The sequence below is a fragment of the Streptomyces sp. SBT349 genome (assembly GCF_001083795.1).
In the GTDB taxonomy this organism is placed as follows: domain Bacteria; phylum Actinomycetota; class Actinomycetes; order Streptomycetales; family Streptomycetaceae; genus Streptomyces.
Map to the genome: position 1 here is coordinate 12448 of NZ_LAVK01000032.1, position 22019 is coordinate 34466.

The following is a 22019-nucleotide window of genomic DNA, read 5'->3' on the forward strand; positions in this document are numbered from 1 at the left end:
TCGGGAGGCACCGTGTCAGGGTCGTGACACGGCTCGGGCCCCTCCGGCGCGGGCGCGCACCCGCGGGGACGGCGACGCCGCGGGTGGTGTGATTCTCCTCTTATTGAAAATGGTTTCCGTTTTTGTATAGTGGATCCGGTCGTCGCGGGATCCGGCGCGAGCAGAGGGTACTCGTAGGCGGCCTTCGGAAACGGTGTGAGAGGAGAGCTTGGACGATGAAGGACGGAATCCACCCCGAGTACCGGCCGGTCGTGTTCCGGGACCGGGCCGCCGGCTTCGCCTTCCTCACCAGGTCGACCGCGACAAGCGACCGGACGATCGAGTGGGAGGACGGCAGGACGTACCCCGTCATCGACGTGGAGACCTCCTCGGCCAGCCACCCGTTCTATACGGGGACGGCGCGCGTGCTGGACACCGCGGGGCGCGTGGAGCGTTTCGAGCGCCGCTACGGCAAGCGCGAGGACGGCTGATGCCGTCCGCGGCACTGCCCGTCGTGCTCGTCGGCGGGCTGCACGCCGACGCGCGCGGGGCCGCCGTCCAGCGGCTGCTGCGCGCCCTGCCCGGCAGCGTCGCGCTCCACCACGACCTGTCCGGGGCCGCGGGGCACCGGGTCGCCAGCAGCGTCAGGGACGCCGGCGGCGTGCTCGGCAGCAGGACCGCCCCGCTGGTGAACGACTGCGCCTGCTGCGCGCTTCGGGCCGACCTGGTGCCGGAGCTGACGCGGCTGGCGGACGGCGGCGGGTGCACGGTCGCCGTCGTGGAGCTGTGGGACTCCGTGGAGCCGCGGTCCATGGCCGAGGTGATCGCCGCGAACGCCGCCGGGCGCCTGCGGCTGGCCGGGGTCGTGACGGCGGTGGACCCGGCCCTGGTGCCGGCCTATGTCGGCTGCGGCGACGACCTCGCCGACGGCGGCCTCGCCACCGCGGCGAACGACCGCCGCACGGTCGCCGACACCTGGGCGCGGCAGATCGAGTACGCCACGGTCCTGGCCCTCGCGGACGAGGGCGACGGCGGTGGCGGCAGTGGCGGCGGTGGTGACGTCGGTGACATCGGCGGCGGGGGGTCGTGGGCCGCGACGGACGAGGATGTGGCGCTGCTGGCCCAGTTGCACCCCACGGCGCACCGGGTGGCGGTCGCGTCGGGGGCGTTTCCCCGGCTGGCCCTCTCCGGGTTCGACGTGGCGGAGGCGGCGGCGCGGCAGCACCCCGCCAGCGCGCTGCTGCCCCAGGAGGCCGAGGAGCACGGGGTCTCGACGATGGTGTGGCGCAACCGGCGACCGTTCCACCCGGTGCGGCTGTACGCGGCGCTGGAGGAGCTGACCTGTGCGGCACCGCGCAGTCGCGGCCGATTCTGGCTGGCGGACCGCCCGGACACGCTGCTGTCGTGGGATGCTGCCGGGGGCGCCCTGTGCGTGGACAACGCCGGGCCCTGGCTGGCCGCACTGCCCGACGCCGCCTGGGAGATGGTTCCCCCGGTGCGCCGCGTCGCGGCGGCCCTCGACTGGGATCCGGAGCACGGCGACCGCGTCCAGCACCTGGTCTTCACAGGTCCGGGCCTTGACCGCGGCGCGCTGCGGGGCGTGCTGGCGTCCTGCCTGCTGACCCGGAGCGAGTACGCGGCGGGGCGGTCCTCGTGGCGCCGGCTGGCGTCGGCCTTCGACGATCTCCTGGATCCCGTCTCCTGAGCGGTCCCCGACGCCCCTCAACGGTCATGGAACGTGCGGTTCCGCGGCCGTCGTACCAGGAGCCGAATTGCGCCATTCGCTGGTGCGAGGGAACCCGGAGGGGGGTTCGGCCGTCTCACAGGTGGCCTGGACGACGCGTAGTGACATCGCAACGGCGTGTCGTGCACGTGCATTGTCCCGTGCATATGCAAGTGAACGAGGTTATGCTCAGGGATAGTTGGGTCCCATGGTGATCGTGGGGTCCCTTTGCACCACTCGCACGACCCGGGAGAGACCAGTGCCCGACGCGTACAACGGCATCGCCGCACACAAGCTCCGGGATGTGGTGTGGTTGAAGAGCAGCCACAGCAACTCACAGGGCACCTGCGCGGAGTTCGCCAAACTACCCAGCGGCGACGTGGCCATGCGCAACTCGCGCTTCCCCGAGGGCCCCGCGCTCGTCTACACCTCGGCCGAGTTGGAGGCGCTGCTGCGCGGCGTCAAGGAGGGCGAGTTCGACCACTTGATCGGCTGACACCCGCTCCCGGCCGCCGCGTTCCCGCCCGGTTCCGCGCTTGGCGATCCCCGCCTCAGCGATCCCTCGCCGATTCCTCACCCTCGGCGACCCCGGGCTTCCGGGCCCTCAGCCTCCTGGGCCGCCGGTTCTGAACACCGCCCAGACGACCTTGCCGTGCCGCTCGCCCGCGAGGGTGCGCCAGCCCCAGCCGTCACTGAAGCACTCCACCAGGTGGAGCCCGCGGCCGGACTCGCCGACGCCGTCCATCTCGCCGACGCGCGGCGCCGACTTGCTCGGATCGTGCACGGCGCAGATCAGCCGGCCCGAGCAGCGCATCAGCTCCAGCTCCACGGTCGGGTGCCCGGCCGGTTCGCGGCCCGCGGCACCGCCCGCGGACCCGTGGGTCCTGGGCTCGTACGCCGTCGGCCGGCCCGCGACGCCGTGCCGCAGGGCGTTGGTCACCAACTCGGAGACGACCAGGGCAACCGCGTCGAACTGCTCGGGGAGCCGCCATCCGTGCAGGGTGCTGCGCGTGAAGTCGCGGGCGCGACGGACGGATTCGGGCCGCGCCGCGAGACCGAGAGTCGCGGTGCCTGACAGAGTGTGAAGGTCCACGGGCGGGAACTGATGCCCTAATGAGTCGAGCATGGGCGTTCCTTTGGTCCCCATGGCGCGGCACTCCTGGCGTTGCGGCGGCACTGCTGTCAACGGTGGCCGACCGTCCGGAACAGCCCCCGTACCCCGTCCTCGCCCGGCGAGCGGTCGAGGCCGTACTGCCGCGCCGGCTGGCGGCGCGTAGAACTCATGCTTCCCAAGGCTTACGGCAAATGCAAGGGAAGATGCACGTGCACGAAAAAATTTGATCCACTGTAATCATGCGCACACCCAATGAAGCGCTGAGATGGCAGACTTCGCTCCGGCAGTCGATGAGGGCAGGGAGCACATGAGTACTCAGCGGATGGCGGGGGGAACCGATACCAACGTCACCGGCGGTGAGCAGGCCAGCGGGTCCATGGTCCGCCGGATCCTGCTCGGAACGCAGCTGCGGAGGCTGCGCGAGGCCTGCGGGGTGACCCGCGAGGAGGCCGGGTATTCGATCCGGGCGTCGGAGTCGAAGATCAGCAGAATGGAGCTGGGACGCGTCAGCTTCAAGCCGCGCGACGTCGCGGACCTGCTGACTCTCTACGGGGTGACCGACGAGGCCGAGCGCGAACCGCTGCTCGGCCTCGCGCGTTCCTCGGGCAGGTCGGGGTGGTGGCACAGCTACAGCGATGTGCTGCCGAGCTGGTTCCAGACCTATGTCGGCCTGGAGGCGGCGGCGGAGCGGATCGGGACCTACGAGCTTCAGTTCGTCCACGGCCTGCTCCAGACCGAGGCGTACGCGCACGCGGTCGTCGTCAGCGGGCACAAGGGGACACCGTCGCGTGCCGAGGTGGACCGCCGGATCGCGCTGCGGCTGGGGCGGCAGAAGCTGCTGGTCGCGGAGAGCGCGCCGCATCTGCACTGCGTGCTGGACGAGGCGGCGCTGCGGCGGCCGTTCGGCGGCAGCGAGGTCATGGACGAGCAACTGGGGATGCTGCTCGAGTTCTCCGAGCACCCCAATGTCACGCTCCAGGTGGTGCCCTTCAGCAAGGGCGGGCATGTCGCGGAGTCGGGCGCGTTCACGCTGCTGCGCTTCGCGGAGATGGAGCTTCCCGACCTGGTCTACGTGGAGCAGCTCACCGGCGCGCTCTACCTGGACAAGCGCGAGGAGGTCGCCGCCTACCAGGTCGTGCTCGACCGGCTCGGCGCGGAGGCGCTGGACGAGAGCGGCACGCGCCGCCTGATCCGCGACATCCGCCGGGCGCTCTGAGCGCCGCGGGGGGAGTAGGGCGAGAGCCCCTCCGCCCACCTCAGCCGAACGGGTTGTCCACGCCGTCCGGCAGCACGTCGACGCTGCGCCGCCCCTCGCCCGCCATCACATAGGCGCCGCCCTCGAGGCGCTCGATCAGGCCGCGTGTCCAGTCCGCACTGCTCTCGGCGTTATGGGTCCACAGGCGCATGATCTCCCCGATATGACCCCACTCGGCGGGGGTGGCCTCCGGGGTCCAGTGCTTGAGCACCTCCTCGCGCCAGGAGTCCAGCGCCGCGACGCGCTCCCTCAGCAGCGCGACCGCCTCGTCGCGGGGCAGGTCCACGATGAAGCCGACGCCCGTCGTCAGCACGTCGATCCGCTCGTCATGGGCGCGCAACGACTCCCGCAGCAGATCCAGATACGTCTCCTCGCCCGCGTCGGTCAGCTCGTACTCCGTGCGCGGCGGGCCGCCGGCCGTGCTCGGCGCGATCTCGTGGGCGACCAGCAGTCCCTGCTTGGCCATCGTCTTCAGCGCGTGATAGATCGACCCGGGCTTGGCGTTCGACCACTGGTGGGCGCCCCAGAACTCCAGATCGTTCCTGATCTGGTACCCATGGGCCCGGCCGTGCTGGCGAACCGCCCCGAGGACCAGCAGCCGCATGACCGACATCCGTGGTCGCCCCTTCTCCGTGTCCTGATCCGCTGTCCTGGTCTGGATCCGCGGTGAGAGCAGTCTCTCACCGCGATGGTAATCAAGTTTGACTAGTGAAGGCGGGTCGGCTACCCTCCCGGGGCTTGGCTAATCAAGTTTGACTAATGAGGGACGGTGGCCTTCCGGGGCCGCGCGAAAGGGGAACGGATGCGCACCCGCAAAGGAAGCGAAGCAACCGCCGTGAGCGATGTGAACGACACGAACGAAGGAGGCCCGGCGATCCTCGCCGAGAACCTGACGAAGATCTTCGGCACCGGCAAGGCGGCCAAGACCGCCCTGGACGGCCTTCACCTCTCCGTCGCCCGCGGCACCGTCCACGGCGTCCTGGGACCGAACGGCGCGGGCAAGACCACCGCGGTCCGCATCCTCACCACCCTGCTGCGCCCCACCGGCGGCCGGGCCGAGGTCGCCGGGCACGACGTGACGGTCGACCCGGACCGGATCCGCTACCGCATCGGGCTGCTCGGCCAGCACGCGGCGCTCGATGAGCAGCTCAGCGGGCGCCAGAACCTCGAACTCTTCGGCCGCCTCTACCACTTGGGCGGCTCCGGCGCCGCCCGCCGGGCCGACGAACTCCTCGACCGCTTCGACCTCGCCGACACCGGGAAGAAGGCCGTGAGCCGGTACAGCGGGGGCATGCGCCGCCGCCTCGACCTGGCCGCCAGCCTCATCCTGCGGCCGGCGATCCTCTTCCTGGACGAACCCACCACCGGCCTCGATCCGCGGGGCCGCACCGAGGTGTGGAACGCCATCCGCTCACTGACCGGCGCGGGCACCACCGTGCTGCTCACCACCCAGTATCTGGAGGAGGCGGACCAGCTCGCCGACCGGATCTCCGTCATCGACGGCGGACGCCGGGTCGCCGAGGGGACCCCCGACGAACTCAAGGCCACCGTGGGCGCCGACCGGATCGACGTCATCGTGCGCGACGCGGCCCGCGTCGACGCCGCCGCATCTGCCGTCGGCGCCGCCGTCGGGACCCCGCACACCACCACCGACCCCGACCGCCGCCTGGTGAGCGCCCCGGTCACCGACCGGATGGCCGCGCTGACGGCCACCGTCCGCGGCCTGGCCGACGCGGGGATCGACGCCGAAGACATCGCCGTCCGCAGGCCGACCCTGGACGAGGTCTTCCTCCACGTGACCGACGACCGGCGGAAGGCTGCCGCATGACCTCCCAGACCATCCCGCCCCTTCAGACCGTCCCGATCGGCCGCACCCGGCGCGCCGTCACCGATTCGGCCACCATGGTCCGCCGGGGTCTCGCCCATTGGGCCCGCCAGCCTGGACAACTCATCGTGGGCCTCCTTTTCCCGGTGATGATGCTGGTGATGTTCGCCTACTTCATCGGCGGCGGCATGGCGGTGGAGGGCGGCGGCGACTACACCGACTTCCTTGTCCCCGGCATGCTCGCCCTCACCATGGCCTTCGGCCTCGAAGCCACCATGATCGCCATCACTCAGGACATCGACCGCGGCGTCCTGGACCGCTTCCGCTCCATGCCCATCGCCCCCTCCTGCGTTCTCGTCGGCCGCAGCGTCCTCGACATGCTCAACTCCGCCGGCAGCCTGCTGTTCATGCTCTGCGCCGGCTGGGCCATCGGCTGGCGATGGCACGGCACGGCGGCCGAGGCGCTGGCCGCGATCGGACTGCTGCTCCTCCTCCGCCTGGCCATGCTCTGGGTCGGCATCTACCTCGGTCTGGTCGCCGGGAAGCCGGAGATGGTCCAGGCAGTCCAGATCCTGGTCTGGCCCGTCGCCTTCCTCTCCAACGCCTTCACCTCCCCCGACACCATGCCCGGCTGGATGGGGGTCATAGCCGACTGGAATCCCATGTCCGCCACCGCGGGCGCCGTCCGCGACCTGTTCGCCAACCCCGGCTGGGAGAGCGGCACCTGGGCGGCGGAACACACCATCGCCCTGGCCGTCGCATGGCCCCTGGTCCTGCTCGCGGTCTTCGTCCCCCTCGCCATCGGCCGCTACGGCCGACTCAGCTCCTAGCCACGCGCACCGCCCCCCTCGCCCGCTCCCACGAGCCCGGACTCGTAGGCGATGATCGCCGCCTGTACCCGGTTCTTCACGTGAAGCCTGCTCAGGATCGTGCTGACATAGCTCTTCACCGTGCCCTCGACCAGGTACAGGCGGCGGGCGATATCCGCGTTGGACAGGCCCTCGCCCACCATGCCCAGCACCGCGCGCTCCCGGTCGCTGAGCGCCGCCGTCAGCTCCGCCGCCCTGCGCCCCCGCGCTCCCGCTCCCGCCCGCAGCTCGCTGATCACCCGGCGGGCCACCCGCGGGGACAGGCAGGAGGCGCCGTCCGCCACCGCGTGCACGCCCGCGATCAGCTCCCGGGGATCCGACGCCTTCAGCAGGAACCCCGCCGCGCCCTCGTCCAGCGCCCGGGTGATGTACTCGTCCTGGCCGAACGTGGTCAGCATGATCACCGCCGTACTCGGCACGACCGACCTCAGCTCCGAGAGCGCGGTGAGCCCGTCCGTCCCCGGCATCCGGATGTCGAGCAGCACCACGTCCGGCCGGTGTGCCCGCGCCAGCTCGACGGCCTGGTGGCCGTCCCCCGCCTCCGCGACGACCTCGATCTCCGCGTCGGAGGCGAGAATCGCCCGCACCCCCGCCCTGATCATCGCCTCGTCGTCCGCGAGCAGCACCCGCAGAGCGCCTGTCATCCGTACCTCCTTTCCCCGGCTCCCCCTGTCATCTCTGGTGGAGCGTGTCCTTGGACACCAGCACATCCCCGTCGTCGAAGCACAGCCGGTAGGTGGTGTTCGACAGGTCGAAGACGTTGTCATCGACCCGGTAGTACTGGCACACCGCTCCCCGCAGGGCCGGCGGCTCCGCCAGCAGCGGCGACGGGTTGCTGAATCCTCCGGACAGCATGTCGGCCAGCTCGGCCCGCGGCTGCCCGACCCGGATGCGCTCGAACTCCGAGGGCTCCATCGAGGTGGTCATCACCGTGAGCACATACAGCGTCACCAGGACACCCACCAAGGCCGCCGCAGCCGCGAGCGGCAGCGTGGAGACCAGCAGCAGATGACGGCGTACCTGCCGCGCGGCCCCCGCCAGGTCCTCGGGCGGATCGGACCGCTCCTTCGGTGCCTCCCGTTCGCCCACCGCCGGAGGCGGCACCCGGGGCAGCCGGGCGACCACCTCGAAGCCCTCGCCGTGCGGCCCGGCCCGCAGGCTCCCACCCGCCAGGCGGGTCCGCTCGTCCAGGCTGATCAGCCCCGTCCCGCCCCGGACGGACGCCGGGGACGTGGTCTCCGTCGGCGGTCCGTTGACCACGGTGATCACCGCCTCGTCGGCCGAATCCTCCACCCGGACCCGTATGGGCCCGCCCGGCGCGTGCTTCACCGCGTTGGTCAAGGACTCCTGCACCACCCGGCGGGCGGCGTGCCGGGTCGCGGGTGGCCACTCCTCCGCCTCGTCCTCCCCCGCCGCCCCGGCGCGGTGGTCCCGCTCGAGGACCACCGGCACTCCGGACAGCCGGGCCCGCTCCACCAGGGCCGCGATGTCCTCGTCCGCCGTCCCCGTCGGCTCCTCGTGCCGCTCACCGAGCAGCCCGATGATCTCGTGCAGCCGCTCGGTGGCCGCCACAGCTCCCGCGCGCAGCCGGGCGGCGGTGGCCCGGTGCGTCTCGCCCAACTCGGGGGAGAGCTCCAGTCCCCCTGCGACCAGGGCCATCAGGCTGAGCTCGTGCCCCAGCGAATCGTGCATGTCCTGGGCGATCCTCGCGCGCTCCCGCAGCCGGGCCTGCTCGGCCGCGAGCACCTTCTCCCGCTGGAGCTGCTCGGCGCGAGCCCAACCGGCCCTGAGCAACAGCGTCCTCTGCTGCCACCAGCTCCCGGCCCACCACGGCAGCAGGACGGTCGCGAACTGGAGCAGCAGGACGTTGATCCATATGGTCAAGCCCCCGAGGAGGAGGGCGAAGAGCAGGCCGGCGGCCACCAGGATCGCGAAGATGTACTGCGAGTGCCGCAGCTCCTTCGTCCAGCGCCCGCCTATCAGACTGAGGATGCACGTCAGGACGATCAGCAGCGCGTGGCTCAGCCCGTCGACCAGGCCCAGCAGACTCGTCACGGCCGCGCTCGCCAGGTAGACGCGTCCGTCGGGAATGGCGGAATCGGAGAAAAGAACTCGGAGGAACCTGCGCTTCATTCCCGTCACGCTAGCAACGCGCCACCCGGCCCGGAACTGACGAAAGTAAGGACTATGACTGCCGATCGACCAGATGTCACGGGGGTGCGCCGTCCCTAGCGTGTGACCCGTGATTGTTCTGCGAGATCTCACGAAGAGGTACGGAGAGAAAGTGGCGGTCGCCGGTCTCTCCCTGGAAATCCGGCCCGGCCGGGTCACCGGATTCCTCGGGCCCAACGGCGCGGGGAAATCGACGACCATGCGCATGATCACCGGCCTGGACGCGCCCACCGCCGGCACGGCACTGATCGACGGGCGGCCCTATGCGACGCTGCCCCACCCGCTGCGGGAGGTCGGCGCCCTGCTCGAGGCCGGCTCGGCACACCCGGGCAGGACGGCCAGGAGTCATCTGCTCGGCATCGCCAGGAGCAACGGCATACCGGCCCGGCGGGTGGCCGAGGTCCTGGAGCTCGCGGGCCTGGCGGAGGTGGCGCGCAAGCGGGTCGGTTCCTTCTCCCTGGGCATGAACCAGCGCCTCGGTATCGCCGCGGCCCTGCTCGGCGACCCGCGCGTGTTGCTGTTCGACGAGCCGGTCAACGGCCTCGACCCCGACGGCGTGCGCTGGATACGGGAGCTGATCCGGTCGCTGGCCGCGGAGGGGCGCACCGTCTTCCTCTCCAGTCACCTGATGAGCGAGATGCAGGAGACCGCCGACCACCTCGTCGTCATCGGCCGTGGGCGGCTGATAGCCGACGCACCCATCGCCGAGGTCATCGGCGGGAGTGCACGCAACGCGGTGCGGGTCCGCTCCCCGAGGGCCGAGGACCTGGGGCGGCGGCTCCTCGGCTCCGGAATGACGGTCGAAAGTCCGAACGCGGGAGAAATCATGGTGGGCGGCGGATCACTCGACGCCATAGGCGAGTTGGCCTTTGCGGAGGGGATCCCTCTGCACGAGCTCAGCCCGCGCCAGGCCACCCTGGAACAGGCGTACATGGAGTTGACGGCGGACAGCGTGGAATACGGCGAACGGGAGGGGAAATGAAAGGCGCGCTCGCCTTCGAATGGACCAAGCTGTGGAGCGTGCGGTCCACACCGTGGAGCCTGGGTGCCGGCCTGGCCCTGACCGCGGGCCTCTCCGCCGTGCTCGGCCTGTCGGCCAAGGCCAGCGCGGAGAACGGGATCGACACCATCACCACGGCCCCGCAGGCCGCCGCCGACTCCATGCTGCTGGTCCAGCTCACCCTGGTCGCGCTGGCCACGCTCGCCATCACCGCCGAGTACTCCGGCGGGTCCATCAGGGCGACGCTGCACAGCGTGCCCGTCCGGGGACGGATGCTGCTCAGCAAGACCGCCGTCGTCACCGCCGTCATAGGCGGCGCGGGGCTCCTGCTCAGCGCGGTCGGCACGGCCTCGGCCGCGCCGTTCATGGGCGAGGTCGGCACGTTCACCGTCGGCGAGGCGCTGTCCACCGCCCTCGGCACCGCCGCCTATGCGGCGGGGTTGGCCATGCTCGCCCTCGGCCTCGGCACCATGCTGCGGAGCTCCGCGGGTACCATCACCGGCGTTCTCCTCCTGCTCGCACTGCCTCAGCTGCTGGGGATCACGGGCGTCGAGTGGCTGGAGCGCGCCGGGGACTTCCTGCCCTTGACGGCGGGATCGGTGCTGATGACGGGTCATGGTGACCCCTACGGCACGACGGCGGCGCTGGCCGTCATGGCGGCCTGGTCGCTTGCGGCCATCACCGGGGGATACGCGGTTCTCCGGGCCCGCGACGCCTGATCGGACCCGGACTTGCACCTCACGTTGGGTGAGGGACCACCGTGAGGCCGTACCCGAGAACAAGGAGACGGACGTGAGCTACTCGGTCGGCCAGGTCGCCGACTTCGCCGGGGTCACGGTGCGCACGTTGCACCACTACGACGAGATCGGGCTTCTGGAGCCCGGCGAGCGCACGCACGCGGGCCACCGGAAGTACGGCGACGCCGACCTGGACCGATTGCAGCAGATCCTCTTCTACCGGGAGCTCGGCTTCCCGCTGGAGGAGATCACGGTGCTGCTGGACGACCCCGACGCGGATCCCCAGGAGCACCTGCGCCGTCAGCACGGCCTGCTGACGGCCCGGATCGAGAAGCTGCGCGACATGGCCGCGGCCGTCCAACGAGCCATGGAGGCACGGAAGATGGGCATCAATCTCACCCCGGAGGAGAAGTTCGAGGTCTTCGGGGACTTCGACCCCGACGACCACGCGGAGGAGGCGGAGCGGCGCTGGGGGAACACCGAGGCGTTCCGGGAGTCGCAGCGCAGGGCCGCGTCCTACACCAAGGAGGACTGGGAGCGGATCAAGGCGGCGGCCGACGACCTGAACCGGCGCTGGGTCGCCGCCCTGGACGCGGGGGTCGCGGCCGACTCGGCGACCGCCATGGACCTGGCCGAGGAGCACCGGCAGCAGATCTGCGACTACTACTACGACTGTCCCTACGAGACGCACGCGGGAATCGCCGAGCTCTTCGCTTCCGACGATCGGTACGCGAGGACCACGGACCAGCTGCGGCCCGGGCTGTCCGCCTATATGAGGGAGGCGATCCTGGCCAATGTGGCCCGCCGCACCGAGCGGTGACGAGCGTCACGTCCTCGGGGCCCGGTCCTCTTTTTCGCTGAAAGGAGGACCATCCTATGCTCGCGAAGGGGTAGCCCATTCGGGTGCGGACCCTGAAGGTTCCGAGCAAGGAGCGCATCACACGTGGCCGGCGAGAGCATACGGCCGGGCGGTCAGGAGCCGACGGACCAGGAGACCACCTCCGGGTTCGTCGTACCCGAGGGGCTGGCGCTGCCCCCGTCCGACGACCACCCGACCTCCGAGTTCGCCGTCCCCCGGGGGCTGACGGTTCCCCTGCGCCCCGAGCCGCACAACGAGTTCACCCCGGCGCAGGGCATCCCGGCACTGGAATGGACGAGGACGGCTCCGTGGCAGGACCGCATGCGCAGTTTGGTGCGGCTCCCGCTCGCCGAGCGGCCCGCGCCGGAGAAGGCGGTGCGGGGCGAGGAAGAGACCGCCCACCCCGTTCCCCGCGTGCTCGACCTGACGCTGAGGATCGGGGAGCTGCTCCTCGCCGGTGGTGAGGGAGCGGAGGACGTGGAGGCGGCCATGTTCGGCGTCACCCACGCCTACGGCCTGGACCGGTGCGAGGCCACGGTCACCTTCACCCTGATCTCGGTCACCCACCAGCCGTCGCTGGTGGACGCGCCGGTCTCCCTCAGCCGCACGGTGCGCCGCCGCGGCACCGACTACACCCGGCTGGCGGCGGTGTTCCAGCTGGTCGACGACATCTCCTCCGGCACGGTCACGCTGGAGGAGGCGTACGGTCGGCTGGCCACCATCCGGCGCAACCGGCACCCGTTCACCAAGTGGCAGCTCACCGTGGCCTCGGGGCTCCTCGCCGGGGCGGCCAGCACGCTGGTCGGCGGTGGCTGGCAGGTGTTCCTGCTGGCCGCGCTGGGCGCCATGCTCGGCGACCGGCTGGCCTGGATCGCCGCCAGCCGTGGCCTGCCGGAGTTCTACCACTTCGTCGCCGCGGCGATGCCGCCCGCGGCGCTGGGGGTCACCTGGGCCGCGCTCCACACCACGGGCCGTGAGGAGGTCCAGGCCGCCGCCGTGATCACCGGCGGGCTGTTCGCGCTGATCCCCGGGCGGGCCCTGGTCGCCGGGGTGCAGGACGGGCTCACCGGGTACTACCTGACCGCCTCGGCCCGTCTCCTCGAAGTCGTCTACCTCAGCGTCGGCATCGTCTGCGGCGTCCTCGGCGTGCTCTACATCGGCGAGACCTCGGGGGTCAGGCTCGACCCCGACGTGGTCGAGCGCGCCGTCAGACCCGGCATCCAGCTCGGCGCGGCGCTGCTGCTGTCCCTCACGTTCTGCGTGCTGCTCCAGCAGGCGAGGAACACGGTCATCCCCGCCACCCTCAACGGCGGCATCGCCTGGCTGGTCTATGGAGCGATGCACGACACGGCCGGGCTCTCGCCGTTCGCGGCCACGGCCGTGGGCGCGGGCATGGTCGGACTCTTCGGGCAGCTCGAGTCGCGTTACCGGTTCACCTCGTCGCTGCCCTATGTCACCGCCGCCATCGGCCCGTTGCTCCCCGGCAGCGCCGTCTACCTGGGCCTGCTCGGCTTCGCCCAGGGCAACGTCAACACCGGCCTGGAGAACCTGCTGAGCGCCGTCACCCTCGCCCTCGCCATCGCCGTCGGGGTCAACCTGGGGAGCGAGACGGCCCGGCTGTTCATCAAGACCCCGGGCCTCACCACCCCCATCGGCCGCCGCGGCGCCAAGCGCACGCGCGGCTTCTGACCGCCGGGCCGTCGACTGGCGACTGGGCCGTCGAGGGGACCCGGCCGGTGGGTCGCGCACGCGCCATCCGCTAGTGGGCGAGCTTGAGGCCGATGACGCAGCCGACGATCCCCGCGAGCAGCAGCACCCGCAGCGGGCTGGCCGCCTCGCCGTCGAACGCCATCCCGTAGGCGGCCGTGAGCACCGCGCCGATGCCGACCCACACGGCATAGCCGGTGCCCACCGGCAGGGTGCGCAGCGCATAGGCCAGCCCCGACATGCTCAGGACCAGCCCCAGCACGAACACCACGGTCGGCGTCGGCCGGCTGAATCCCTCGGACTTGCTCAGCGCCGTCGCCCACACGGCTTCCAGAACCCCGGACACGATCAGGACCACCCAGGCCATCGCGCACAGCTCCCTCGCGCCGTCTTGTCATGACTGGGTACGACGCGCCTCGTCCAGGAGCCTGTCGAGCTCTCCGGCCAGGCTCTCACACCGTCCGGGACGGGAGGGGCGGGACGGTGCGAGACCCCGGCCGACTGTTCAGCGGCCGGTCAGTGGTGCTCGCCCGCGTCGGCCGCGCGCTTGAAGGACGCCTCGATCTCCACCTCGGCCTCGGTGCGGCCCACCCAGTTGGCGCCCTCGACCGACTTGCCCGGCTCCAAGTCCTTGTAGACCTCGAAGAAGTGCTGGATCTCCAGGCGGTCGAACTCGCTCACATGGTGGATGTCCCGCAGGTGCTCCATGCGCGGGTCGGACGCCGGAACGCACAGCAGCTTGTCGTCGCCGCCCGCCTCGTCCCGCATCCGGAACATGCCGATCGCCCGGCACTGGATGAGGCATCCGGGGAACGTCGGCTCGTCCAGAAGCACCAGCGCGTCCAGCGGATCTCCGTCCTCGCCCAGCGTGCCGTCCACGAATCCGTAGTCCGCCGGGTAGACAGTCGAGGTGAAGAGGTGACGGTCCAGTCGAATCCGTCCCGTCTTGTGATCCACCTCGTACTTGTTCCGGGAACCCTTCGGGATCTCGATGGTGACGTCGAACTCCACGGGGGACACTCCTTAAACGATCTGTGCACGCGACAGGTGGTTAAGTGTCCCTCACGCAGGTGTCCTGATGCGAAAGGGGCTGGTCCGGCAGTGCGCAGGGCAGCGGAATTGCTACGACGGCACCGGGCGACCTGGCGTCTGGCCGTGGGTGCGGCCGTCGTCGGGCTGGCCCTCGCCGCCGGGGTGGTAGCCCTGGCGGGGCCATGGGACGCCGGCCAGCGCACGGCGGAACGCGACCACGCGGTCGCGGACGCGATCCGTGAGGAGTCGGACACGGAGCGCATCGCGAGCACTGTACCGGCAGCCGCGCCCGTTCTCGACCCGCTGGACGGGCGGGCCCCCGAGAGCACCCCCGCCGCGGTCGAGCGCGCGATCTCCGAACTGCTGGACGCCCCGGCGCTCGGCGGCGGGGTGGCGGGAGCGGTCATCGACCTCTCCTCGGGCGACGTGCTCTACCGGGAGGACGCCCGCTCGCCCAGGGCCCCGGCCTCCACCGTCAAGATCGTCATCGGCGTCGCCGCCCTGAACGCGCTGGGCCCCGACCACCGGCTGGCCACCCGGGCGGTCCTCGACCCGGAGGGCGAACGCGTCTTCCTCGTCGGCGGCGGCGACACGACCCTCACCGACGACGACCTCGCCCGCCTGGCGCAACGCACCGCCGAGGCCCTGCGTGAACGGGACACCGGCCGCGTCCGGATCGCCTACGACACCTCCCTCTACCGCGATCAGCACCACCCGATCGGGGCAGGCAACACCAACATCGCCACCATCACGCCCCTCCAGCTCAACGCCGGCCGCACCGACGACAGCACCCACGGCCCCGCGCCCCGCTCCGAGGAGCCGGCCGCCGACGCGGCCGACGCGTTCGCCCGGCACCTGCGCGGCGCGGGTATCGACGTCACCGGCTCCGCCGACACCCGCGGGGCCGCGCCCGAGGGCGCCGAGGAGCTGGCCGTCCACCACTCGGCCCCGCTCTCCTCGCTGGTCGAACGCATGCTGACGCACAGCGACAACGACCTCGCCGAGGCCGTCGCCCGCGCCACCGCCCTCGCCGCCGGCGAGGAGGGCGACTTCCGCGGCGTCGGCCGCGCGGTCACCGGGCAGCTCGAGGAGCTCGGGCTGCCGCTGGGCAACGTCCGGATCGCCGACGCCAGCGGCCTGGACCGCGACGGGCGCGTCACCGCCTCGCTCCTCACCCACGCCCTGGCCGCCGCGGCCGACCCCGAGCGGCCCGAACTCCGCGCCGCCCTGACCGGCCTGCCGGTGGCCGGCTTCACCGGCACGCTCGAGGGCCGCTACGACGAGTCGGCGGGCGCGGGCGCCGGGGTGGTGCGCGCCAAGACCGGGACGCTGACCGGCGTCAACACCCTCGCCGGCACCGCGGTGACCCGGGACGGCCGCGTCCTCGGCTTCGCGTTCCTCGCCTCGGACACCGCGGCGGAGGCCGACGCCGAGGCCGCCCTCGACGCCGCCGCCGCCGCCCTCACCACCTGCCGCTGCCGTTAGCGGGCCCGCCGCGGCCGTGTTCCCGGTGGCGTTCCCGGCCCCCGGCGGCCGAGGGCGCCCGCGCGGTGCCCTGTGCCCTATCCGCTTTCGTCGCGGGCCACGTACCGTTGACAGCATGACGAGCTTCGGCGGAACGGACCTGGTCGACTGGAACCTCGCGGTCTCCACCGCGACCCGGATCACGCGGCCGGGACCTGAGGTGAGCCGCGACGAGGCGCGCGAGATCGTCGCCGAGCTGCGGCGCCACGCCGCCGCCGCGGAGGAGCACGTCCGCGCCTACACCGGCCTCGACGCGGGCACCGTGGACACACCGGTGCTCGTCGTCGACCGGCCCGGCTGGGTCAGGGCGAACGTGGCCGGGTTCCGCGAGGTGCTCCAGCCCCTGATGACCCGCATGCGCGAGCGCCGCTCCGGCATGCCCGGCGGCTCCGCCCTGACGATGGTGGGCTCCAAGGTCACCGGCGTCGAGGTCGGCATGCTGCTGTCGTTCCTGTCCTCGCGCGTGCTGGGCCAGTACGAGACGTTCGCCCCCGCCACCCCGCAGTTGCCCGGCGGCGAGGGTCCCGGCGCCGGCCGGCTGCTGCTCGTCGCGCCGAACATCGTCCACGTCGAGCGCGAACTCCAGGTCGACCCCCACGACTTCAGGCTCTGGGTCTGCCTGCACGAGGAGACCCACCGCACCCAGTTCACCGCCGTCCCGTGGCTGAGGGACCATCTGGAGAGCGAGATCCAGGCGTTCCTCGGCGAGGCCGACGTGGACCCGGCCACCCTGGTCGAACGGGTCAGGCAGGCGTTCCAGTCGCTCACCGGCCAGCGCGGCGGCGAGGAGCCGAGGAGCGAGGCGGGGAACGGGACGGGCGACGGCGTCGCGGACGAGCCCGGCCAGGCCCCGGGCGGCGGCGGCCTCGGCATCGTCGACCTCGTGCAGACCCCGCGGCAGCGGGAGATCCTCGACCGCCTCACCGCCGTGATGTCGCTGCTCGAAGGGCACGCCGACTATGTGATGGACGGCGTCGGTCCCGACGTGGTGCCCACCGTCGCGGAGATCAGGGAGAAGTTCACCCGCAGGAGGCAGACCGGTGCCGGGCGCCTGGACCGCGCGCTGCGCCGCCTGCTGGGCATGGACGCCAAGCTGCGTCAGTACCGCGACGGCGAGCGGTTCGTCCGCACCGCCGTCGAGAGCTCGGGCATGGAGGGTTTCAACCGGGTGTGGACCTCGCCCAACACCCTCCCGAGCAAGGATGAGATCGCCCACCCGGAGCAGTGGGTCGCCCGTATGTCACCCGGCGCCGCCTAGCCCTGGACCCCTTCCGGCGGCGCCGGTTGCGAAATCGTTCCGGAATCACTCGTACGAGGGACCGTGGCGGCATGCCTGGCGTGCGATGCTCGGGTAACAGACCTCCTCTGTCACCATTTACGCACTCAGCGTGACAGCGCTTCAGAGCCCCTCGCTCCCAGAGAGAAGTGATTCGGATATGGGTCCCCACCCCGCGGTCGCTGCGATACGCCTGGCGGTCCGCCGCGCTCTGCACGAAGTCCTCCACGACGCCCGTCCCGAGGTGGCCCCCCTGGTTCTCGCCGCCTGCTCGGGCGGTGCCGACTCCATGGCGCTCGCGTCCGCGCTCGCGTTCGAGGCCCCCCGGCTCGGCGTCAGGGCCGGCGGCATCACCGTGGACCACGGCCTCCAGACCGGCTCGGGGGCCAGGGCCCGCGAGGTCGCCGAGCGGCTGACCGCGCTCGGGCTCGACCCCGTGGACACCGTCGCCGTCGACGTCGGCCGTGACGGCGGCCCCGAGGCCGCCGCCCGCACCGCCAGATACGCCGCCCTCGACGCCGCCGCCGAGCGGTACCGCGCCGCCGCCGTCCTCCTCGGCCACACCAGGGACGACCAGGCCGAGACCGTTCTCCTCGGCCTCGCCCGCGGCTCGGGCACCCGCTCGCTCTCCGGGATGGCGGCCGTCTCCGGCGGCCCCTCGGGCCCGGCCGGGCCGCCGGGCCCCTCGGCCTGCGGCGACGCGGCGCACCACTACCGCCGCCCGTTCCTCGCCGTCGACCGCCAGACCACGCGGAAGGCGTGCCTCGTCCAGTCCCTGCCCGTCTGGGACGACCCGCACAACGCCGATCCCTCCTTCACCCGCTCCCGCGTCAGGCACGAGGCGCTGCCCGTGCTGGAGAAGGCGCTCGGGCGCGGCGTCGTCGAGGCGCTGGCCCGCACCGCCCAGCTCTCCCGGGACGACGCGGACGCGCTCGACGCCTGGGCGCTGGAGGCCCAGCGGGCGGCCACCCGCCCCGACGGGACGCTGGAGATCGCGGCGCTGCGCCCCCTGCCCCCGGCCGTCAGACGCCGGGTGCTGCGCCGCGCCGCCATCGCCGCCGGCGCCCCGGCGGGCTCGCTCTTCGCCCGCCACATCGAGGAGACCGACCGCCTCATCACCGCCTGGCGCGGGCAGCGTCCGCTCAATCTGCCGGGCCGGGTCGAGGCGAGAAGGCAGGGTGGCAGACTGGTGCTCCAACAGGCCAGCCAGTAGGCCGGGACGCGTAGGGCCAGTAGAGAGCAGTGGCACGGGTGCAGGACAGGGACCTGGGAGCCGACCTCGAGTCGGTGCTCATCAGCAAGGAAGAGATCGACGCCAAGCTCACGGAGCTGGCCGCGAAGATCGACGCGGAGTACGCGGGGAAGGACCTCCTTCTGGTGGGGGTCCTCAAGGGGGCGGTGATGGTGATGGCCGACCTCGCCCGTGCCCTGTCGTCCCGGGTCACCATGGACTGGATGGCGGTGTCCTCCTACGGCGCCGGCACCCAGTCCTCGGGCGTCGTCCGCATCCTCAAGGACCTGGACACCGACATCCAGGGCCGGCACGTGCTGATCGTCGAGGACATCATCGACTCGGGGCTCACCCTCTCCTGGCTCCTGTCGAATCTCGGCTCCCGCGAGCCCGCCTCGCTGCGGATCTGCACGCTCCTGCGCAAGCCGGACGCGGCCAAGGTCGACATCCAGGTCGAGTGGGTCGGCTTCGACATTCCCAACGAGTTCGTGGTCGGCTACGGACTCGACTACGCGGAGAAGTACCGCAATCTGCCGTTCGTCGGCACGCTCGCTCCCCACGTCTACAGCGGATAACCGGGAACACCGGACGATGCCCTACCGTTTAGTTGGGGAAGGCGAAGGCTCCCCATGCCCAGCAGCGCTGGGCGGCAGTGCTGGGGTACCGTCGCGGTAGGTCAGCTGAGACAAGGCCGGGCGCACATCGGCCGACACCGCGCGCACAGCGGATCCCATCCGGGGGCTGTGCCTCTAACGTGGCAGGAGGGACGGGGCCGCGCCGCCCCGTATGGATAGACGTGAAGCGTTATTTCCGTGGGCCAGTGATGTGGATCGTGCTGGCCGTCCTCGCCGTGATTCTGCTGATGCAGGTGTTCAGCTCGTCCGAGGGCTTCAAGAAGGTGGACACCGGCGAGGTCGTCCAGGCAATCAGTCAGAACCAGGTGAGGTCGGCCGAGCTCACCACAGGTGACGAGCAGACGGTCAGGATCGAGCTCAAGAACGGTCAGGAGATCGAGGGCAGCGACAAGGTCCAGGCCAACTACATCGACGGCCAGGGTGAAGACCTGGCGCGGGACCTCCAGTCCAAGTTCCAGGACGGCCAGATTCCCGACGGCTACACCGTTTCGCCCAAGTCGCAGAACCCGTTCGTCGGGATGCTCCTGTCGATCCTGCCGTTCCTCCTGATCATCGTCGTGTTCCTCTTCCTGATGAACCAGATGCAGGGCGGCGGCTCCCGGGTGATGAACTTCGGGAAGTCCAAGGCCAAGCTCATCACCAAGGACACCCCCAAGACCACGTTCGCCGACGTGGCCGGTTCGGACGAGGCCGTGGAGGAGCTTCAGGAGATCAAGGAGTTCCTTCAGGAGCCCGCGAAGTTCCAGGCCGTCGGCGCCACCATCCCCAAGGGCGTGCTGCTTTACGGCCCGCCCGGCACCGGCAAGACGCTGCTGGCCCGCGCCGTCGCGGGCGAGGCGGGCGTGCCGTTCTACTCGATCTCCGGTTCCGACTTCGTCGAGATGTTCGTCGGCGTCGGCGCCTCCCGGGTCCGCGACCTGTTCGAGCAGGCCAAGGCGAACGCGCCCGCGATCGTCTTCGTGGACGAGATCGACGCGGTCGGCCGCCACCGCGGCGCCGGCATGGGCGGCGGGCACGACGAGCGGGAGCAGACGCTCAACCAACTGCTGGTCGAGATGGACGGATTCGACGTCAAGGGCGGCGTGATCCTGATCGCCGCGACGAACCGGCCCGACATCCTCGACCCGGCGCTGCTGCGTCCCGGCCGGTTCGACCGGCAGATCGCCGTGGACCGGCCCGACATGCAGGGCCGCCTGGAGATCCTCAAGGTCCACCAGCGCGGCAAGCCGGTCGCCCCGGACGTCGACCTCTCGGCCGTCGCCCGGCGCACCCCCGGCTTCACGGGTGCCGATCTGAACAACGTGCTCAACGAGGCGGCGCTGCTGGCCGCCCGCGGGAACGCGACGATGATCGACAACCAGTTCCTCGACGAGGCGATCGACCGGGTGGTGGCGGGTCCGCAGAAGCGCACGCGGATCATGAGCCAGAAGGAGAAGATGATCACCGCGTACCACGAGGGCGGGCACGCCCTCGTCGCGGCGGCGTCGCCCAACAGCGACCCCGTGCACAAGGTGACGATCCTCTCCCGGGGCCGCGCGCTCGGTTACACCATGGTGCTGCCGGAGGAGGACAAGTACTCCACCACGCGGAACGAGATGCTCGACCGGCTCGCCTACATGATGGGCGGTCGCGCGGCGGAGGAGCTGGTCTTCCACGACCCGACCACCGGCGCGGGCGACGACATCGAGAAGGCGACGACCACCGCGCGGGCCATGGTGACGCAGTACGGCATGACCGAGCGCCTGGGCGCCATCAAGTTCGGCCAGGATAACTCGGAGCCGTTCCTCGGCAAGGACATGGGCCATCAGCGCGACTACTCCGAGGAGGTCGCCGGGCTGGTGGACGAGGAGGTCAAGAAGCTCATCGAGGGCGCGCACAACGAAGCCTGGGAGATCCTGGTGGAGAACCGCGATGTGCTGGACAACCTCGTGCTCGCCCTCCTGGAGCGGGAGACGCTGAACAAGGAGGAGCTGGCCGAGGTCTTCACCCCGGTCATCAAGCGCCCCCCGCGCCCGGCGTGGACCGGCTCCACACGGCGCACGCCGTCGACCCGGCCGCCGGTGACGTTCCCCACCAAGGAGATCAACCTGGCGAACGGGAGTCTGGACAAGGGCAAGCCTCCGCTGGAGCCGGTGCCCGAGGAGCGCACCGACGACTGACCCGCCCGGAATGCCCAGCCGCGCCTCTCACGTTCTATCGTGAGGGGCGCGGCCGTGCGTGAGGGACGGGGAGCGCCCGGCGACAAGGGAACGAGGAGCACATGACCGACCCGGTGACGCTGACGGGCGATGAGTCCGGCCACGGCCCGATCGGCGAGTTCGACGAGAAGCGCGCCGAGAATGCGATACGCGAGCTGCTGATCGCGGTGGGTGAGGACCCGGAGCGCGAGGGGCTGCGCGACACCCCGGCGCGGGTGGCACGGGCCTACCGCGAGATCTTCGCCGGCCTGTGGCAGCGCCCGGAGGACGTGCTGACCACCACGTTCGACCTGGGCCACGACGAGATGGTGCTGGTCAAGGACATCGAGGTGCTGTCGTCCTGCGAGCACCACCTGGTGCCGTTCGTGGGGCATGCCCACGTCGGGTACATCCCGTCGTCCAGCGGGAAGATCACCGGGCTGTCCAAGCTGGCGCGCCTGGTGGACGTGTTCGCCCGGCGGCCCCAGGTGCAGGAGCGGCTGACCACTCAGATCGCCGACTCGCTGATGCGGATCCTGGAGCCCCGGGGCGTGATCGTCGTCGTGGAGTGCGAGCACCTGTGCATGTCCATGCGCGGGGTCCGCAAGCCCGGTGCCAAGACCACCACCTCGGCGGTGCGCGGCCAGCTCAGGGACGCCGCCACACGCGCCGAGGCGATGAGCCTCATCCTCGCCCGCTAGCCTTCCGCGTCCCCTTCGGCTTGCCAGGACGGGAGCCGGGTCCGGTGCCGGGTCCGGTGCCGGGTCCGGTGCCGGTGCCGAAGAAGTCGAACCCGCCGGGCCGCTGCGGAGGCGGCGCGACCGCGGGCTGCTGCGGTCGGCGCTGCGGCGGCGGGGCACCCGTCTGCTCGGGCTCCGTCTGCGGGGGCGGGGCCTGCGGGGCC

General features: G+C 71.4%; 22 protein-coding genes, 1 pseudogene and 1 riboswitch. Of the genes and pseudogenes, 16 read left to right on the plus strand and 7 right to left on the minus strand.

Going from position 1 to position 22019, the window contains the following annotated elements; genetic code table 11:
* Positions 1-215: 215 nt before the first annotated feature.
* From ADY01_RS06485 to ADY01_RS06495, 3 genes are all read left to right on the plus strand, one after another.
* Positions 216-470: a type B 50S ribosomal protein L31 gene (locus ADY01_RS06485; protein ID WP_049567074.1), complete on the plus strand. Its 255-nt coding sequence runs from the start codon at positions 216-218 to the stop codon at positions 468-470.
* Complete coding sequence (locus ADY01_RS06490; protein ID WP_049567077.1) at positions 470-1684, plus strand: CobW family GTP-binding protein; 1215 nt, start codon at positions 470-472, stop codon at positions 1682-1684. Before ADY01_RS06485 ends, ADY01_RS06490 begins: the two co-directional genes overlap by 1 nt.
* Positions 1685-1961: 277 nt before the next feature.
* The gene (locus ADY01_RS06495; RefSeq protein ID WP_049567080.1) at positions 1962-2198 is read left to right on the plus strand and encodes a DUF397 domain-containing protein; all 237 of its coding nucleotides are present in this window, start codon (positions 1962-1964) and stop codon (positions 2196-2198) included.
* A 108-nt stretch (positions 2199-2306) separates the two neighbouring features.
* Here the strand turns inward: ADY01_RS06495 and ADY01_RS06500 are convergent, their stop codons facing one another.
* Complete coding sequence (locus ADY01_RS06500) at positions 2307-2795, minus strand: ATP-binding protein (protein ID WP_420715599.1); 489 nt, start codon at positions 2793-2795, stop codon at positions 2307-2309.
* Positions 2796-3192: 397 nt separating this feature from the next.
* On the opposite strand from ADY01_RS06500, the gene ADY01_RS06505 reads away from it, so the two are divergent.
* Positions 3193-4032: a helix-turn-helix domain-containing protein gene (locus ADY01_RS06505; RefSeq protein WP_078900060.1), complete on the plus strand. Its 840-nt coding sequence runs from the start codon at positions 3193-3195 to the stop codon at positions 4030-4032.
* A gap of 40 nt (positions 4033-4072) precedes the next feature.
* Here ADY01_RS06505 and ADY01_RS06510 read toward each other — a convergent pair whose 3' ends face one another.
* Entirely contained in the window at positions 4073-4684 is a 612-nt protein-coding gene (locus ADY01_RS06510) for a PadR family transcriptional regulator (protein ID WP_049567089.1), read from the minus strand.
* 222 nt (positions 4685-4906) lie between these two features.
* Between ADY01_RS06510 and ADY01_RS06515 the strand changes: the two genes are divergently transcribed.
* Together ADY01_RS06515 and ADY01_RS06520 are read left to right on the plus strand one after the other, a co-directional pair.
* On the plus strand, positions 4907-5899 hold the full coding sequence (locus ADY01_RS06515) for an ATP-binding cassette domain-containing protein (RefSeq protein ID WP_420715600.1): 993 nt from the start codon (positions 4907-4909) through the stop codon (positions 5897-5899).
* Positions 5896-6726, plus strand: a complete 831-nt coding sequence (locus tag ADY01_RS06520) for an ABC transporter permease (protein ID WP_049567093.1) — start codon at positions 5896-5898, stop codon at positions 6724-6726. Before ADY01_RS06515 ends, ADY01_RS06520 begins: the two co-directional genes overlap by 4 nt.
* On the opposite strand, the gene ADY01_RS06525 is transcribed toward ADY01_RS06520, so the two are convergent.
* On the minus strand, positions 6723-7409 hold the full coding sequence (locus ADY01_RS06525; protein ID WP_049567097.1) for a response regulator: 687 nt from the start codon (positions 7407-7409) through the stop codon (positions 6723-6725). The genes ADY01_RS06520 and ADY01_RS06525 overlap by 4 nt on opposite strands.
* A 28-nt stretch (positions 7410-7437) precedes the next feature.
* Positions 7438-8898, minus strand: a complete 1461-nt coding sequence (locus ADY01_RS06530; RefSeq protein WP_049567099.1) for a sensor histidine kinase — start codon at positions 8896-8898, stop codon at positions 7438-7440.
* Between the two features lie 109 nt (positions 8899-9007).
* Between ADY01_RS06530 and ADY01_RS06535 the strand changes: the two genes are divergently transcribed.
* From ADY01_RS06535 to ADY01_RS06550, 4 genes are all read left to right on the plus strand, one after another.
* Complete coding sequence (locus tag ADY01_RS06535; RefSeq protein WP_049567102.1) at positions 9008-9919, plus strand: ABC transporter ATP-binding protein; 912 nt, start codon at positions 9008-9010, stop codon at positions 9917-9919.
* Positions 9916-10656, plus strand: coding sequence for an ABC transporter permease (locus ADY01_RS06540; protein WP_049567105.1), 741 nt, complete (start codon positions 9916-9918; stop codon positions 10654-10656). The genes ADY01_RS06535 and ADY01_RS06540 overlap by 4 nt, the downstream gene beginning before the upstream one ends.
* 73 nt (positions 10657-10729) lie before the next feature.
* Positions 10730-11494 carry a MerR family transcriptional regulator gene (locus ADY01_RS06545; RefSeq protein ID WP_049567109.1) on the plus strand — a complete coding sequence of 255 codons (765 nt, stop codon included), beginning with the start codon at positions 10730-10732 and terminating at the stop codon, positions 11492-11494.
* A gap of 123 nt (positions 11495-11617) precedes the next feature.
* A complete protein-coding gene (locus ADY01_RS06550; RefSeq protein ID WP_049567112.1) occupies positions 11618-13222 on the plus strand; it encodes a threonine/serine ThrE exporter family protein in 1605 nt (534 codons plus the stop codon).
* 70 nt (positions 13223-13292) lie between these two features.
* Here ADY01_RS06550 and ADY01_RS06555 read toward each other — a convergent pair whose 3' ends face one another.
* Positions 13293-13607, minus strand: coding sequence for a DMT family transporter (locus ADY01_RS06555; protein WP_049567115.1), 315 nt, complete (start codon positions 13605-13607; stop codon positions 13293-13295).
* Positions 13608-13620: 13 nt separating this feature from the next.
* A riboswitch (guanidine-III (ykkC-III) riboswitch) is annotated at positions 13621-13690 on the minus strand.
* Positions 13691-13756: 66 nt separating this feature from the next.
* Entirely contained in the window at positions 13757-14251 is a 495-nt protein-coding gene (locus ADY01_RS06560; protein WP_049567118.1) for an inorganic diphosphatase, read from the minus strand.
* Between the two features lie 90 nt (positions 14252-14341).
* Between ADY01_RS06560 and dacB the strand changes: the two genes are divergently transcribed.
* The 6 genes from dacB to folE all read left to right on the plus strand — a co-directional run bounded on the left by dacB (position 14342) and on the right by folE (position 21816).
* Positions 14342-15757, plus strand: a complete 1416-nt coding sequence (gene dacB, locus ADY01_RS06565) for a D-alanyl-D-alanine carboxypeptidase/D-alanyl-D-alanine-endopeptidase (RefSeq protein ID WP_049567121.1) — start codon at positions 14342-14344, stop codon at positions 15755-15757.
* A 115-nt stretch (positions 15758-15872) separates the two neighbouring features.
* A complete protein-coding gene (locus ADY01_RS06570; RefSeq protein WP_049567124.1) occupies positions 15873-17054 on the plus strand; it encodes a zinc-dependent metalloprotease in 1182 nt (393 codons plus the stop codon).
* Positions 17055-17232: 178 nt separating this feature from the next.
* On the plus strand, positions 17233-18285 hold the full coding sequence (gene tilS / locus ADY01_RS06575) for a tRNA lysidine(34) synthetase TilS (RefSeq protein WP_049567127.1): 1053 nt from the start codon (positions 17233-17235) through the stop codon (positions 18283-18285).
* A 53-nt stretch (positions 18286-18338) separates the two neighbouring features.
* Positions 18339-18878: a hypoxanthine phosphoribosyltransferase gene (gene hpt, locus ADY01_RS06580; RefSeq protein WP_420715601.1), complete on the plus strand. Its 540-nt coding sequence runs from the start codon at positions 18339-18341 to the stop codon at positions 18876-18878.
* A gap of 215 nt (positions 18879-19093) precedes the next feature.
* Positions 19094-21097: an ATP-dependent zinc metalloprotease FtsH gene (gene ftsH, locus ADY01_RS06585; protein ID WP_049567149.1), complete on the plus strand. Its 2004-nt coding sequence runs from the start codon at positions 19094-19096 to the stop codon at positions 21095-21097.
* 101 nt (positions 21098-21198) lie between these two features.
* Positions 21199-21816: a GTP cyclohydrolase I FolE gene (folE, locus tag ADY01_RS06590; protein ID WP_049567135.1), complete on the plus strand. Its 618-nt coding sequence runs from the start codon at positions 21199-21201 to the stop codon at positions 21814-21816.
* Here the strand turns inward: folE and ADY01_RS40365 are convergent.
* Positions 21800-22019 (minus strand): annotated as a pseudogene (locus ADY01_RS40365) (hypothetical protein); the annotation flags it as partial. The gene folE and the pseudogene ADY01_RS40365 overlap by 17 nt on opposite strands.